Source organism: Rufibacter ruber (assembly GCF_001647275.1).
Taxonomy (GTDB): domain Bacteria; phylum Bacteroidota; class Bacteroidia; order Cytophagales; family Hymenobacteraceae; genus Nibribacter; species Nibribacter ruber_C.
In genome coordinates this window covers 1-15,825 of record NZ_LRMM01000036.1, presented here as the reverse complement: position 1 = coordinate 15,825, position 15,825 = coordinate 1, and the positions used below count along the sequence as shown (strand labels likewise).

The following is a 15,825-nucleotide window of genomic DNA, read 5'->3' as shown; positions in this document are numbered from 1 at the left end:
AAATCTGCATTTTCTATGGTCTGGAGGACTGCGTTCAGCGGTATTTTTTTCTTCATAACACAATGACTACAAATGCTTTCCCAGTGAACACCGCTGGTGCAGTATGATTCCGGCACAGCAGCAAATTCAGTAGTTATCAAGCAATTACCGTAATAGCCGCAAGTACCCCGTCCTTTATATACCGCAGTCCATCTCATCTATACCTCTGGGTTGGCCTACAGCTCCGTCGTTTACTCCCAACAGGAAAACAGCAAGACCCGGAACAAACTTCTGCGCCACAGAGGGCAGAAGAGAGGTGAGACCGCGGCCGTGGCATTCCGTAACCTCCGTAAGGGAGGGACCAGGTCACCAGCTTGAACCAGTGCCTTGATTTATCACTTCTGCTTTTGCTTCTCATTTCTGCCTTTGCTTCTCCTCCTGAAACACTTTTGCCCCTGGCTGATGTGCGCAGCAAGGGCTCACCACAGGCTAGCGGATCAGCAGTGGTTACCTACAGAGGTAGAGAGAGAAAATAAGGCTGATCAGGAGAGGAACAGCAACCAGTCCTGGCGGTGAGCGCCTCTGTGACTACGGTGCCGAAGGCGTAGTTTTAACAGCAGTGCGAACCGGCAGGACGGGGCCCCGCGGCCGTGAGCGCTTAGCAGAGGCAATGCAATAGCAATGGGATTTAGTACCGGAGCAAACGGAACAGCCAATGGAAACAGCCAAGGGAATACCCAAGGGAATAGTTAAGGGAACAGTCAACTACGCATTCCAGCTGACCATGAACTGCCGTTCACAATAGAAAAAACCACCCACACCTCTCCCAAGCTCTCGCCTTTTCTACCAGCCCACAGAAAGGTAGACCACAGGCAGTAGTGCCAAATCAAAACCAGATAAAAGGATTTTTCCTATCTTACCCGGTCTGTGGCCATAGCGGCAGATTATTTTTCACTTACGTAACCCATTGCAACACCCATGAAAAAAGCACTTCTGCTGCTCGCGTTTCTCCTATGTCACCTGGCATCTTTCGCCCAATCCCAAAAATTCACCACGCTCACCTACTTCCAGAACGACACCCTGAAATTGGAGCTGGATTTGTTTCTGCCCGCCAAGCCCGGCAACGGGAAGCTGCCGTTGGTGTTGTTTGAGCACGGCGGCGGCTTTTCGGGCGGAGACCGCAAGAGCGGGCACGGGTTCTGCTCCTATCTGGCTGATAAAGGTTACGCCGCCGCCACTATCACCTACACGCTGTTTGCTAAAAATAAAAACTTTGGCTGTAACGGACAGCTGGCCGAGAAGATCAAGGCCTTTCAGCACGCGGCCAATGGTCTGTGGTTAGCTACGGCCTACTTCCTGAAGAACACAGAAAAGTATAACCTTGACCCGGCCGCTATCTTTGTGTCTGGCAGCAGCGCCGGGGCAGAGGCCGCCTTGCACGCCGCCTTCTGGGACTACAAGCGCATGAACCTTTACCCGCAGGTGTCACTGCCCGCCAACTTCCGCTACAAAGGCGTTATCTCGGGGGCCGGGGCGCTCATGGACCTGAACCTTATTACTCCTGAGAACAAGATTCCGGTGTTGCTTTTCCACGGAAGTGCTGACACAACGGTGCCATACGGGACGGCCGCCCACCACAGCTGCCCCACTAATTCCTCAAACTGGTTCATGTTGTTTGGTTCACTCTCTATTTACCAGCACCTGGTGCACCTGCATGGGAACACGCGTCTCATCACCTACTGCGGCGGCACCCACGCCTATAGCGGCGAACTCTTTGGTAAAAACCAGCAGGTGCTGGTGAAATTCTTAGATGATGTGATGGCTGGCAGCAAAACCCAGGAGCACGTGATAGTCTCAACTGGCAAAAAAGGCGACCGCCCCAACGCCTACTCCTTTTGCGAATAACCAAGATTTTGCCCGCTCTAACTGACCAGGCGGTCACGAGAACAAGAACCGGTAGTTGAGCCTGTTTAACGGTGTCAAAAATCACCGTCTAAAAGTGGTCTTCACCCTTATACTATTTATTTGCTGTTATGCGAAGAAAGTAGTCTTAAGAGCCTGGCCGGTTAAAAAAAGGAGGTTGGCAGATAAAATGTCACCATTGGGTGATTCAGCTTTTCAGATATCTTCTAAAGCCCTCGCACCTTCTGTTCCAGGTGCGAGGGCTTTTCTGTTTTGGGGCTGTTTTTTCAAAAACAGCCCCAAAACAGAAAAGAGGTCTCCTATAAGAGGAAAGAAAGGACACTTTCAGCTGGAGGCAGAGAGCCTAGCTGCTTCTTACGTCTGTGAAAAAGTATGTGAAGGCACCCGCCGTCACATGCGGATGGGTCAAAACCACCACAGCGCATGGTCCCGCCCGCAGGAGTTCCACGGCAGGGAAGGAAAAGCTGTTCTACCCAGTGTTAATGGGAAGCCTGTAACTCTGGAGATCGCATTTTGGCTGACCAACCAGGTACTGCTTCGGCCTGGGGTAACGTAACGGAGAAGATGCTTCCTTTGCCTTCTTCGCTGGTAACAGTGATTGTTCCGCCCATGGCGTCTAACAGCTCTTTGCAGAGCATCAGCCCCAGCCCTGTCCCTACTTCATTGGAGGTACCCAAGGTGGTGAAGCGGTCTTCTGAGAACAGCTTGTGCAAATGCTTGGCGGCTATCCCCTTCCCGAAATCAATAACTGACACCGTTACCAGTTGGTCCTGCACGTGGGCCTTCACCTGCACTTCCCGGCCTTCAAATGAGAACTTGATGGCATTCATGAGCAGGTTCCTCAGCACAAAAGCCATACGCTCCCTATCAGCGAGTACCACGGTCTCTTCAGGGACCAGGTTGAGAAGCGTTATCTGCTTTTGGGCAGCTGCATACTGTACCACTTCCAGGGTCTCATCTAACACCTGTGGCAGCGGCAGCGGCTGTACATGCACCACGGCTTCCTCTAACTGGCTTTTAGACCAAACCAGCAAGTTGTTCAACATGTCTTCTACGGTGTCTACGTCTTTGGCGAGAAGCTCAAGAATACGCTGCAGTTCCTCCGCAGACATATTATGGACCTGGGTGAGCGCCAATATACCTTTCAGGGTGGTAAACGGTGAGCGCAGATCATGTGAAACAATTGAGAAGATCTTGCTTTTAAAGTTACTGGTTTTGGCCAGAAGCTCATTCTGGGTCTGCAGAACCGCTGACTGCTGCAGGATTTCCTCCTGATGCTGGCGTATCTCCCTGTTCTGTTTCTGGACCTGCTCATGCACGCCCTTCAGCTGTTTATAAGCCTTGATCAAACGTCTCCTGAAAAAGAGAGAGACTGACAACAACAACATCATTAAGGACAGCATTACCCCCCCCGCCAGCAGTGCCCCTCTCTGGTAACGCAAAGATTGGTCTTGGCGCTCTTTCTCAGCCTTGAGCTTCTGGTCTTCCAGCTCATGTTTCTCGCTCTCATAGCGGGCAATAATCTGGGAAGCGTTTTTAGACTGGGCCTCTGCGTCAAGCTTCTCCATGTGCTCCAGGGCCACCGTCTGGTACTTATACGCCTGCTCAAAGTTCTTCTGGAGCGCGTACAGATCCTGGAGTAATTTGGCAGCGGCTACTATTTTCTTGCCAGACTTGGTTTCCTGGGCCACAGAAAAGCTTTGCCGGGCATAGGCCAATGCTTTGTTACGGTCTCCCTGTTCCTGGTAGGCTTGTGACAGAGCGGCCAACGTAACAGTCTCATTCATTCTATTGCCCAGGTCCTGGTCAATTGCCAAGGCCCTGTTCAAGAAAGGAAGTGCTTTTTGGGGTTGGTGTAAGGCCGTAAGGGTATTGCCAATATTCTGGAGAACCACCGCCAGTACTTTACGCTCCGGGAACTGTTCCAGCAGCCGGGCAGATTTCTCATAGTAGGGAAGCGCCTGCGCAAACGCTTTCTGGTCACTGTACATGCTCCCCAGGTTGTTGTACACTTTGCTCAAGGCCAGCAGGTTCTGCACTTGAAGGGCAAGGGCTTCGGCTTTGTGATAATAGCCTAGTGCCCGTTTGTCATCTTTGATCTTCTGGCTGAGCACGCCAAGAATATTATAGGTGGTGATCATGTTGGCGGTATCGCCGGCCTGTTCAGCCACTTTGAGGGCCGCAAAATAATAAGTAAAGGCCTTGTCATTCTCGCCCAGGATCACATGCCCCGCCCCCAGTTGGTTCAGAGCGGCGGCTCTGCCTCTGGCATCATGGGCACGGGTGGCTACCTGTTCTGCCTGCCGGGCATAGGCAATGGCCTGTTGTACATCAGAGAGGGAGGCTTGTTTACTCAGCTCACAGAGAATCTTTACGCGCGCAGAATCTGTGGCCGCCTGCCGAAGGGCAAATTTCAAACTGTCTACCGGGGTAGTCTGCGCCAGCACCAACAGAGGCAACCAAAAGAAAAGGAATAGAAGTTTTCTCATACCCGCAGCTTACCGGCAAGACCACCTACCCAGCAGAAAGCCTTCACAATTTCATTTTAATTGTAAAGTAGACATTCTCACGGTAGAAAACATTCCGTGACCGTGACAATAATTCTACTTTTCCCTTAATTACTGGTACCCATAGCCGTTTAACTAGTCAGCGAAAGTAGAATTTTACCAGCCTGTTTTCGGCCTGTTCTTTCAACAAACGCGAAAACAGCTGAGAATCAATTGGTAGCTTTTATTTTCCTGCGGCGGTTGCACCACATTTGCAGGCTGTCACCGTAAGTTTATTCGCCTTGTAACCTATGATAAGCGGTACAGGAGCCGCTTCATCAGGTATTTCCCCTACCCCGGAAGTTATCCTGTAAAACGGTGCCTATAGGGGTTCAACTAACGCAACACAATTCTGCCCAGTATGTAAGTAAAATGTACTTAACCAATCTTTGCTGAAGGAGGTTGCCACAGAAGCGGCGTTCTAACTGATAAACGAATTGGTAATAGAGACGAAGGAGAAAGTAAAGGGTGAGACTGGCCCATTTTTCATCAGATTGGCTGCAGGCAGGAGCAACCAGCCCAAGGTGTTGGGGCTCATCAGACGTTCGTTCTCAGCAAACCAGGGAAGGCGATTAACAGGAATATGGAAAAGCTTGGTACCGGGGGCGTTCCTATCCAGGAAGTTCAGGAACAACTCCTCCTTCAACCAGCCGGGCAGACCACCCCAAAAGTTTGCCCATTCTTGCGGCCCCGTTAGGCCAGCTGTGGCTCCTGCTCTAACCGGAACAGGGCGCTCAACCCCTCCAGCATGGCTTCTGATTCTCCGCGCTGGCATGCGGCTTTTAGCTCCAGGGCCGGCATCTTTACAATTTTGTTCAGGATATTTTTGGTGATGGTCTCCACCAGTTCCTTCTCCCCGTCTCCCAGCTGTTTGACAAACCGGGCCACTTCCCGCTGCCGGATCTCCTCCAGCCGGTTCTTGAACTGCTGCAACGCCGGCGACATCTGCATTTCACGGGTCCAGGTTTGGAAATTGGCCATTTCATCGGCAATAATGGCTTTGGCCGCGGGAATGGCTGCCAACCGCTTTTCCAGGGCTTCAGTAGCGCGGTTTTTGATGTTGTCAATGTTGTACACGGCGGTGTTTGCCAGTTCATTGAGGTTGCCATCAACACTGCGGGGCATAGAGAGGTCTAAGAAAAAGGCGGGTGCCTTCTCCCCCATCTGTGCCACCTGCTCAGCACTGATAAAAAAGCAATCACCCGGTACCGAGGAAATCACCACGTCTGCCTGCCGCATCTCTTCCCACACTTTTTCCCAGTAGATGGCGCGGGCGTTGCACTGCTTGGCCAGTTCAACCGCTTTGTGGTGCGTACGGTTGGCAATGGTCAGGTTCTGGATGGTAGATTTCTGGAAATTATCTGCCACGTTGGCGCCTATCTCCCCAACCCCCAGCATCAGCACTCTGGGGTTCTCCAGATGCCGGGTCAGCTCCTCTACCAGTTCAACGGTGGCATAAGAGACAGAAGCCGCCCCGTCTTTGAAAGCGGTTTCATTTACTACCCGTTTGTTTGTAAAGAAGATGGTGTGCAGCAGGCGGTGCAGGTACGGACCCGACAATCCGGCATCTGCCGCCCACTGGTAGGCGTTCTTCACCTGGTTCATGATCTGCATATCTCCCACCACCTGTGACTCCAGCCCCAGCGCCACCTGAAACAGATGCTGCACCGCCGCCTCAGGCTGGTCAATGTGCAGAAAGTACGGTTTCACGTCGCTGGTTGAGATAAAGCCTTTTTCCATGGCTATCAACTTGATGATCTCCTGCGAGTAATCTTCTGAGGCAGCGTAATACACCTCTGTGCGGTTACAGGTAGAAAGCACCAGCACCTCTTGCGCCAGGGTAAATTCCTTGATTTTGTCCAGCAGGTTACGGCAGCCAATCTCATTTAAAGAAACGGCTTCCCGCACGGCAATGGGGGCTTGCTTGTAAGAGAGCGTAAGGGCTTTGAAGGAAGTCTGCATTTTCTGGGTCAATTTCTAATGCAAATTTCAGCAGAAACCAGTCCCCTAAATATGATGCTCGTCATTTTACAGGAAGAGGTTCATCAGTATTTGAGGGCAGAGGGATTTCTGTTTTAGGCCTGTTTTCAGAAAAACAGGCCTAAAACAGCCCGGTAGCACAACTATTATCACGTTGAATTACTGATATTGGCGCAGTTCTGCGCGCACTTTCAGGTCATTGGAGCAGTTGGTACTGTGGGGGCAGCCGCATTTGAACCTACCCCTACCCCTCCTTGGAGGGGAACATCTGCAATGCGTAGGACAAGTGACGGGTGACCGTACCTCAGCAATGCGTGTCCTCCTGTGTCAACCTCCCCCTTCGCCCCCTTCAAAGGGGGAGTATTGAAGTGAGTTCTGAGTCTTGAGTCCTGAGTGCTGAGTCCTTTCTTTTTCCCCTAGGCAATTCTGCATGGATGAAGTAGCAATGCCTGGTTTCGCTGCCGCGCCGCGAGGGCAGCCAGAGACCGGCCGTCAGCTGTAGGCACGATTCTGGGGACCCGTGCCAGCGCGGGAGTATCAGCTGGAGTTAGTAGGCACGGAAGTAACTTCCGCGCCATAGAGGGGCAGAAGAGGGAGCCATAGAGGGCAGAGGTAGTGTGAGGCTGCCGCCCCATGTAAGCTTAAAGCTTCCGCCACCATAGGTCCAAGTTGGAAACTTGAACCAGAGAAAGCGGCAAACAAACAACAATGAACAATCAACACTTCTGCCAGTGGCACCTCTGTTAAATTAGCACTTCTGCCCCTGGCTGATGTGCGCAGCACGGGCTCGCCTCAGGCTAGCGGATTAGCAATAGTTACCTGCAGAGGCAGATCTAATAGCACAAGCATTTACAGGAGAGGAACAGCAACCAGTCCTGGGGGTGAGCGCCTCTGTTAATACGGTGCCGCTCCGGCGGCAAGGCCGGAGGGCCTAGTTTTAACAGCAGTGCTCACCGCCAGGACGGGGCCCCGCGGCCGTGAGCGCTTACCGGAAAAGATGAAACAGCAATGGGATTTCGCTCCGGAGCAAACAGCCCAGCCAGGGAAACAGCAGACCACGCATTCCTAAAATAACAGCACTGCAGCAAGCGGCACAGCCTAGGGAACAGCAGACCACGCATTCCTAGAACAACACCACTGCATCCAACAGCCCAGCCAAGGGAACAGCGGTCTACGCATTCCAGCAGCAAAGGAACAGTGCAGCCTATGAGGCACTTCCAATTGCGGTTCAGCCAGGGGGAGGACAGGCTTTTCACTGTTAAGAAGAACCGCAGACCATGTATTCCTTTGACATCAGCAGAAAAAATCTACCACCAACTGCGCATGCACCACCAACAACGCTGAAACAAAACAAGTGGCTGAGTCAAAAACGTCTGCAGAATATGCCCAACAGGAGGTCCATGAGAAGGCCTTCAACTACGAAGCTGTTTCCTTTTCTTTAGTGATGGACCGTGACGGACCTTGGCAAGGGGCGTGAGCGTGTGCCTACGTTTTGGGGCTACTTTCCAAAAAACAGCCCGGAAACAGGGGTTCACTTAAACTAAAGGCACCAGCACACGCATGTGCCATTACCTGAATTAAAAACGCTAGACCGCTTCTACTCCTCTAAAGAAGTAAAAAAGCTGTTTTCGGCCTGTTTTCTGAAAAACAAGCCAAAAACATCTCTATCACAAAAGGGACAACCCCAGACCTTAATTTCTCATTTTTGCGAGCTTCTGCGAATTCAGGATAAAGATCTTGCTGCCGCGGGTGTCAATCAGTTTCTCGTCTTTGAAATCAGCCAGCGTGCGGATCACCGTTTCTTTGGAGGCCCCTACAATACTGGCCAAATCATCACGGGAGATAGACATCTCAGTGGTGTCTGCGGCAACGCCCTCCTGCTTGTACTGCTTCTCTACCAGCAGCAGCGCCTCGGCCACGCGTTTGCGCACGCTGTTGTAGGCTAACTTTAAGAGACGGTCTTCCCGGTCTGCCAGGTTGTCTGAGAGAATCTTGATGAACTTGTTGGCTACGTCCCGGTTCTGGTGCAGGAGCGTGAAGAAGTCTTCTTTGGGTATCAGGTAGACCTCCGCGTCTTCCATGGCCATGGCCGATTCGCGGTACGCGTTTTCTTCCAGCAGGTCCAGATAGCCAATGAAATCGCCGTCTTTGTAGAGGTTGGTAATGTACTCGCGGCCGTCTTCATTCACCTTGTAGGTTTTTACCTTGCCTTTGCTCAGGAAATACAGCGCGTTGGGGTACTTGCCCTCCAGAAAGAGGTTGTGTTTTTTCTTATAGACGGTGATTCTGCGCTCGTCACTGATAAGTTTATTAAGGTCTTCATAGCCTTTGGCCTCCTGTATAAAGTTGTCAAGCCCCTCCACGTTCTTCTGGAATTCGGCTTTGAGGATCTCGTTCTTCCGGAGGCGCATTTCTACGGCATCCAGCAGCTCCAGGTCATCAAAGGGCTTGATCAGGTAATCATCGGCCCCCAGTTTCATGCCCTTCCTGAAATCTTCTTTCTCAGACTTGGCGGTGAGGAACACAAACGGAATGCTGGAGGTCTCAGGGCTTTTGCTCAGCAGGTGCAGCACCCCATAGCCGTCTAGCTGAGGCATCATGATGTCACAGATGATGAGGTCTGGCTGCTCCTTGCGGGCCAGGTCAACGCCCACCTTTCCGTTTTCGGCCTCTACCACCTCATAATTGGCCAGGGTGAGGATCTCAGCCGTGTTCTCCCTGATTTCCTGGTTGTCTTCAATCAGCAGTATTTTTTTCATAGCTCAGCAGTTTGCGGGAACGTGATGGTAAAGGTAGTGCCTTCGTCTAAGACGCTGGTGAAGTCCATAGAACCTTCCATGACCTCTACGTAGCGTTTTACGATATTGAGCCCCAGACCGGTTCCCTGGATGTTGGTGGCGTTGTGCGCCCGGAAGAACGGGGTGAACAAATGTGTCTGGTCAGCCTCCGGAATTCCTATGCCTTCGTCCCGCACCGTAATGGAGACGGCGCCGGGAGAGATGGCGGTTGTGAAATGAATGGTCTTGCCTTCAGCGGAGTACTTGCTCCCGTTGGAAAGCAGGTTGATCAGAATGTTTTTGAACAGCTGTTTGTCTAGCGCCACCGTGCGCTGCCCCCCCTCATGCCGGTACTCAATGCGCTGCCCCTCTTTCACCAGGGCCTGCATGTCTTCTACCACCTCCTGGGAGAAATTGACCAGATCAAACTGGGCGGGCACGTTGTACACCTTGCCCTCCTCAATACGGCTCATAGACAGGAAGTCATTGAGAATAGTGGTCAGGTTCTGCACCGCAGATTTGATGCGGTCTACGTGCTTGAGCCGTTTGTCATTGTCTTCTGCTGAAGTATAGCGCGCAATGATAGAGGCCGAAGACAGCACAGTGCTCAGCGGTGTTCTGAACTCATGCGAGGCGGTGGTTACAAACCTGGACTTGAGTTCGTTCAGCTCCTTCTCTTTCTGCAGGGCTTTCTCAATCTCCAGCTGGGCATCATACAAGATCTTGTTGGTCTTCTCCAGTTTATGGATAGCCTCTGCCAGCTCCTGCGTGCGCTCCTCTACCCGCTGTTCCAGCTCAGAATTCAGTTTCTGGATCTCGTTCAGACTTTTGGCGTGCTCAATGCTGTACCGGATGGAGCGTTCCAGGTCAAAGGGGTTGAAGGTGCCCTTCACCAGATAATCCAGTGCCCCGGCGCGCATGGCTTTTTCATCGGTTTCGCGGTCAGTTTGGCCGGTGAGCAAAATAAAGGGGGCGGTGCTTCCGCCAGAGACCGCCTGGGTGATCAGATTCAGTCCGTTTTCGGCACCCAGAAAAAAATCAACCAGGTAGACATCATGCCGCTGCTCTTTGATAATGTCCAGCGCCTCTGTGAAAGACGAGGTCCAATCCAGGTGGTAGCTCCGGCCCTGAATATCTTCTATGATATCTCTGGTGATGATATAGTCATCTTCATCATCATCTACCAACAGAATTCTGGTTTGATCTGGCATGATGGTCTATTTGAAGGGAGAAGGTGCCCCCCATTACGGGGGCGGCAGTTGCGTTTTAGGGCTGTTTTGGCCAAAACAGTCCCAAAACAGCCTGAACTGAAAGTAAAAACCCTGGCTTCACGTTCTTCACAGGCAGGCCAGCCGCCCGTTTCAAAACAGGAAAACCTAGGGTTTGGGTAGTTCTACAATCTCAAACCAATACTTGGTGAGGGTCTTCATGACGTCTACCAAGGCGGCAAAGGTTACGGGTTTGGTGATAAAGGAGCTTACGCCCAGGTCATAGGTACGCAGAATATCCTCTTCGGCTTTAGACGTGGTCAATACCACCACCGGAATCACCCGCAGATGCTCGTCAGACTTGATTTCCTTCAGGGCTTCCCGGCCGTCTTTCTTGGGCATGTTCAGATCCAGGAGAATGAGGCCGGGGGTAGGGTACTGGTTTTTGTCTGAGAACCGCCCCTTGTTGTGCAGGTAGTCCAGCAGTTCCTCGCCGTTTTCTACAAATTGAATCTCGTTTGTCAGCCGGTTTTCCTCCAGGGCCTCTTTGACTAACATACGGTCTTCGGCGTCATCGTCGGCAATCAGGATCACAATTGTTCTTTTCTTTATGCTCATTGTACAGGAATGTCTATTCTTGCAGGTGTTTGGTGGCTAAGGTAATAATAAATCTGGTGCCAACCCCTTGTTTGCTTTGGGCGGTGATGTCACCGCCATGGCGGGTGGCTATCTTACGGCAGATAGCCAGGCCAATGCCAGAGCCTTCATATTTCTGCCCCTCCAGCCGCTGAAAGATATTGAAAATCCGGTCCAGGTACTTCTCGTCAAAGCCTATGCCGTTGTCTTCAATAGAGATCTCCACGTGCTCATCACCGGGGGTGGAGGTTAGGTGCGCCCGGCGCTGCACCAGGCGGGAGGTGATTTTGATGACCGGGGTGGCCTCTTCCCTCCGGAACTTGATGGCATTGCTGATCAGGTTCTGGAAGAGCTGGCGTATCTGGGTGGGCTCCGCCTCAATAACGGGCAGGGGCGTGCGTTCAATCACGGTGCCGGTTTTCTCAATGGTGATTTCCAGGTCAGACAGCACCTCCTGTAAGATCACGTCTAGGTTCACCTTCTCAAACGGTTTAGATTTGGTGGTGACGCGGGAGAAGGTAAGCAGGTCATTGATGAGGTTCTGCATTCTCACGGCCGCATTGAGCATGCGGTCTATGTAGTCCTGCCCCTGCGCACTCAGGTGGTCTTTCTCCTTGTTCTTGAGCCGGTCACCAAACGCCTGTATCTTTCTGAGCGGCTCCTGCAGGTCATGCGAAGAGACGTAGGCAAAGTCCTGCAGCTCCCCGTTGCTGCGCTCCAGCTCGGCGGCGTAGCGCCGTAGCCGCTCTTCACTCATCTTCTGGTGGGTGATGTCATGAATAAAGCCGGTGTACACCTTGCGGTCTTCCAGCTGCACCTCGCTTATGCTCAGGTATAAAGGGAACACCGTCCCGTCTTTTTTCAGGCCGGAGACCTCACGGCCTATGCCAATGATCTTCTTTTGGCCGGTGCGGTGGTAGTGGTCCATGTAGGCATCATGGCGGCTGTGGTCTGGCTCTGGCATGAGCATACTGATGTTCTGGCCCAGCAGTTCCTGGGCTTCATAGCCAAACAACCTGGCCGCCGAGGGGTTTACCATTTCCATGATGCCGCGGGGGTCTATGGTGATAATGCCGTCTACCGCCGCCTCAATAATAGAGTTAATCTTGTTCTCGCTCTCCCGCTGGGCCCGCTCTGCCTTCTTCTGCTGCGAGATGTCATGCACAATGCCCGTGAAAATGACTTTGTCTTTCAGCCGTGCCTCACTAATACTCAGCAGAAACGGAAAAACGGAGCCGTCTTTGCGCTGCCCCACCACCTCACGGCCTTTGCCAATGATCTGCCCTTCGCCGGTTTTATAGTAGTTGACCATGTACTGGTCATGCCGGCTCTTATCAGGCTCTGGCATGAGCATGCTGATGTTCTGGCCAATGACCTCCTCTGGCAAATACCCAAAGATGCGGGCCGCCGCCGGATTCACGGTTTCAATGATACCTCTGGCATCTATGGTGATGATACCGTCAATGGCCGTGTCAATGATGGCTTTCAGCCGAATCTGGTCATCCAGGTTCTGAGGGTGTGGTAGTGGTTCCAAAGGCAAAAATAAATGGCAGTCTAAAAGTAGCTAATTGAACGGCATCTGTCAATGCGGGTTCCTCAATTACAGGCATTGACAGCTGCGTTTTAGGCCTGTTTTCAGAAAAACAGGCCTAAAACGCAGCACCGTTAGAAAAACCATCTAAAAAACACAGAGACGAAGCACGGGGCACAGCCCCAGTGCCAGATGACCGGCATCACCTCCAAAGGTGATGATTGTCATTGACTTAAGCTGATAAATTGAAAAAATTTGAACCACTATTCTAAACCGTTCACCGCAAAAACCTGAGAGACAAATGGAAACTGTTCATCAACCCACACCCGCCTTGCTGGAGACCAGCATCTCCCACCTGCACCAGGAAAGCAAGAACTGGGTACAGGAGATTGAACTCTGGAGAAATGAGTTCAGCTTCTTCCAAAAGCTACTGGAGAGCATTGCCCCCAAGGCCCATGCTGTAGAAGACAAAAAGCAGATTGACCATTTTCAGCACCTCATCACCTATTTTCAGGGAGAGCTGCTTGACCGGTTCGCACATGACGTCAGGCTGCATGAAAACTACCTGCAAAAGCTTGGCAGGGAAGACAGTTCCTTCCAGGACCAGCCATACCGGGAGCAGCACCAGAAGCAGAAAGAGCAACTGGCCGCCTTTGCGCTTGACTACAGGCAGTACCGCCAGGAGCTGTTCCAGTTTGCCGAGCAGTACCTGTAGGTACCGGTACGGCCAGCCAGTCTTTCTTTCATGTTCTATCTAAAATAACCCCCTCACCCATGGAGACTATTCTATGCCCAACAGATTTTACAGCGTGTTCAGAAAACGCCATTCGCTACGCAGCCGCCCTGGGGCAGCCTATGGGCGCCCGGTTGATCTTATACCACAACATCTATGAACCCGTGCTCATGGACCTGGCCCCTTTTGGTACCGCGCCGCTGGTAGAGGCCGTACAAGACCCGGTTTACAGGGAAGGGCAGCAGCAGAAACTGGAGGCCCTGGCAGAGGCGCAGCGGGAGTCGCCGTTCAACAGCGGGGTTTCTGTTGAGTGCCAGCTCAGCTACGGCCATACGCTGGACTCCATGGTGCACACCCTCCGGAAAGAGCACGTAGATTTGCTGGTCATTGGGCATGAGGGGTTTCAGGAAGTGTTTGGCTACTCCCTCACCGCCAGAATCATTCATGAAGCGCCCTGCCCCGTGCTGGTGGTACCGCCACATGCTTCCTTCAAGTACCTGAACAGAATTGTGTTCGCCACAGACCTGAAAGGTGAGTCTTTTACAGACTTGAGCCTGGTCTGCCAGATTGCCAAACTCTTCAACGCTGAACTGCAGCTGCTTCACATCTTAGAGGAAGATACTTTTACTGACCGGCAACGCGCCCAGGCCGGCCTAGGGCTTTTACTCAAGCGGCTCCCCTACAACAAAGTTTCTACCCACCTTGAGGTGCACCCGGAGATTGAAGAGGGAATTCACCAGTTCTGTTTTCAGCAGAAGGCTGACCTGGTGGTCATTGGCCACCGTACCAAAAACTTCTGGCAGCATCTTTTTCTCCAGGACAACACCCGCCAGATTGCGGCCCAGACTTTTCTCCCGCTCCTGGTTGTACACCACACGCTTTAAGCTTCTGCAAAAGATGACATTTCTCATTTCTGGAACTGCGGAAGATCATCTGGCACGCCCCTTAAATATACCATCTTTACTATGTAACATCCTCACCTCCTAAAGACCATGCAAACAATCATCTGCCCCACAGACTACTCAGCCTGCTCCATCAACGCCATACGGTATGCTGATGAGATAGCCCAGCGCCTAGATTCCCGCATCATCCTGTTCCACTCTATTCATGAACCGGCTCCCGCCTATGAAGATTTCAGCATTGACACAGAGGCGGCCCCAGAAAGCCTGCACGGGGAAGAGGTTCGTCACTTAGGCAAGCTGAAGGCCATTCAAACCTACCTGGAGAACACTGACTGGGGAATCCCCATCAGCTATGAGACCCGCATAGGGTATGGCAAGGCGGCTGACACCATTGCCCATGTTACGCAACAAGAGCGGGCAGACTTGTTAGTGCTGGGCTATGAGCCGGTTCAGGGCCTGAAGGAGATTTTTGTTGATTCCATGGCTGCCTCCCTTATTAGAAACACCACCTGCCCCGTCTTGCATATTCCTGCTAACACAGACTTCAAACCCCTTCATAGAATTGTGGTGGCGGTAGATTTACAGGGGCTTTCTGGCTTTGATACTGCTTTTCTGCTAAAACTGGCAAGCCTGTTTGGGGCAGAGCTTCAACTGCTGCACGTGCTGCCAAAAGAAGACAGGGAAGCCCAAGCCTTTGCCTTTGAAGAGTTACAGCGCGCAGGCAGGCGGTTACAGTATGAGTATGTTTCTTACCATGTGCAGACCAGCCCCTTTGTAGAGGAAGGGATCAGCCGGTTCTGCCGGGAGCAGAAAGCTGACATGCTGGTAGTTGGGTTCAAGCCTGTCAACTCATGGCAACACCTTTTTCCCCCAACCTATCTCCAGAGCGAATCTACCCACACCTACCTCCCCGTGCTGGTGCTCCATCACAAATAAAAACAAATCCCATATTCTTTCACCTTAACCATAAAAACTATGTCACTCTTACCTAAAACCTCCCATGAACTCACCCCTTTCCGCTCCCTTCTCACAGACCTGGTAGAGGTAGACAAATTCTTTGGGCAGTCTCCCTGGTTTGCCGGACCCAAAAAGACCCCTTCGGCCAATATCAAAGAAAAAGCCGACAGCTACGAGATAGCCCTGGCAGTACCGGGCATGGAGAAAAAAGACTTCAGGGTTGAACTCAGCAACAATGTTTTAACCGTCTCAGCAGCGCGCAAGGAGGAGAAGAAAGAGGAGAAGGAAAACTATACCCGCCAGGAGTTCACCTATGACTCCTTCTCCCGCTCCTTTGAACTGCCCACTTCTGTGAACGCAGACGCCATAGATGCCCAGTACAAAGAAGGAATCCTGTCTCTTCACCTCCCTAAAAAGAAGGAAGCCATTGACCTGGCCAGAAAAGAGATTGCCGTTGCCTAACGGTTAGGCCCGCTCTCTTTCCTGTATTTTTTATTGCAGGAACTTTGCAATTCCTCACCGTTGCGTTTTAGGGCTGTTTTTCCCAAAACAGCTCTTCTTTGTGGTCATGGGGCTGATTACTGCCACGGTCTACGCCACGCTGTTCATTAACCAGTTCTGGAAGATAAGTGCCCACTCTATGGGGTTAGGCG

General features: G+C 51.9%; 11 protein-coding genes. 5 read left to right on the top strand and 6 right to left on the bottom strand.

Features of this window, described 5'->3' with window-relative positions:
• Positions 1 to 957 precede the first annotated feature (957 nt).
• Positions 958 to 1,884, top strand: coding sequence for an alpha/beta hydrolase (locus A8O25_RS13955; RefSeq protein ID WP_066835916.1), 927 nt, complete (start codon positions 958 to 960; stop codon positions 1,882 to 1,884).
• A gap of 497 nt (positions 1,885 to 2,381) precedes the next feature.
• Here A8O25_RS13955 and A8O25_RS13950 read toward each other — a convergent pair whose 3' ends face one another.
• The 6 genes from A8O25_RS13950 to A8O25_RS13920 all read right to left on the bottom strand — a co-directional run bounded on the left by A8O25_RS13950 (position 2,382) and on the right by A8O25_RS13920 (position 12,583).
• Positions 2,382 to 4,391, bottom strand: coding sequence for an ATP-binding protein (locus A8O25_RS13950; RefSeq protein WP_082893645.1), 2,010 nt, complete (start codon positions 4,389 to 4,391; stop codon positions 2,382 to 2,384).
• A 750-nt stretch (positions 4,392 to 5,141) separates the two neighbouring features.
• A complete protein-coding gene (hemA, locus tag A8O25_RS13940; protein WP_066835950.1) occupies positions 5,142 to 6,410 on the bottom strand; it encodes a glutamyl-tRNA reductase in 1,269 nt (422 codons plus the stop codon).
• Between the two features lie 1,709 nt (positions 6,411 to 8,119).
• Positions 8,120 to 9,187, bottom strand: coding sequence for a response regulator (locus A8O25_RS13935; protein ID WP_066835910.1), 1,068 nt, complete (start codon positions 9,185 to 9,187; stop codon positions 8,120 to 8,122).
• The gene (locus A8O25_RS13930) at positions 9,184 to 10,416 is read right to left on the bottom strand and encodes a hybrid sensor histidine kinase/response regulator (RefSeq protein ID WP_066835908.1); all 1,233 of its coding nucleotides are present in this window, start codon (positions 10,414 to 10,416) and stop codon (positions 9,184 to 9,186) included. The genes A8O25_RS13935 and A8O25_RS13930 overlap by 4 nt, the downstream gene beginning before the upstream one ends.
• Positions 10,417 to 10,581: 165 nt before the next feature.
• Entirely contained in the window at positions 10,582 to 11,031 is a 450-nt protein-coding gene (locus A8O25_RS13925) for a response regulator (RefSeq protein ID WP_066835901.1), read from the bottom strand.
• A 13-nt stretch (positions 11,032 to 11,044) separates the two neighbouring features.
• Positions 11,045 to 12,583: a sensor histidine kinase gene (locus A8O25_RS13920; RefSeq protein ID WP_066835900.1), complete on the bottom strand. Its 1,539-nt coding sequence runs from the start codon at positions 12,581 to 12,583 to the stop codon at positions 11,045 to 11,047.
• Between the two features lie 298 nt (positions 12,584 to 12,881).
• On the opposite strand from A8O25_RS13920, the gene A8O25_RS13915 reads away from it, so the two are divergent.
• From A8O25_RS13915 to A8O25_RS13900, 4 genes are all read left to right on the top strand, one after another.
• Complete coding sequence (locus A8O25_RS13915; RefSeq protein WP_066835899.1) at positions 12,882 to 13,295, top strand: hypothetical protein; 414 nt, start codon at positions 12,882 to 12,884, stop codon at positions 13,293 to 13,295.
• Positions 13,296 to 13,354: 59 nt separating this feature from the next.
• Positions 13,355 to 14,197: a universal stress protein gene (locus A8O25_RS13910; RefSeq protein WP_074987984.1), complete on the top strand. Its 843-nt coding sequence runs from the start codon at positions 13,355 to 13,357 to the stop codon at positions 14,195 to 14,197.
• A 108-nt stretch (positions 14,198 to 14,305) separates the two neighbouring features.
• A complete protein-coding gene (locus A8O25_RS13905) occupies positions 14,306 to 15,151 on the top strand; it encodes a universal stress protein (RefSeq protein ID WP_066835896.1) in 846 nt (281 codons plus the stop codon).
• Positions 15,152 to 15,190: 39 nt separating this feature from the next.
• On the top strand, positions 15,191 to 15,634 hold the full coding sequence (locus A8O25_RS13900) for an Hsp20/alpha crystallin family protein (protein ID WP_066835894.1): 444 nt from the start codon (positions 15,191 to 15,193) through the stop codon (positions 15,632 to 15,634).
• The last annotated feature ends 191 nt before the right edge of the window (positions 15,635 to 15,825 follow it).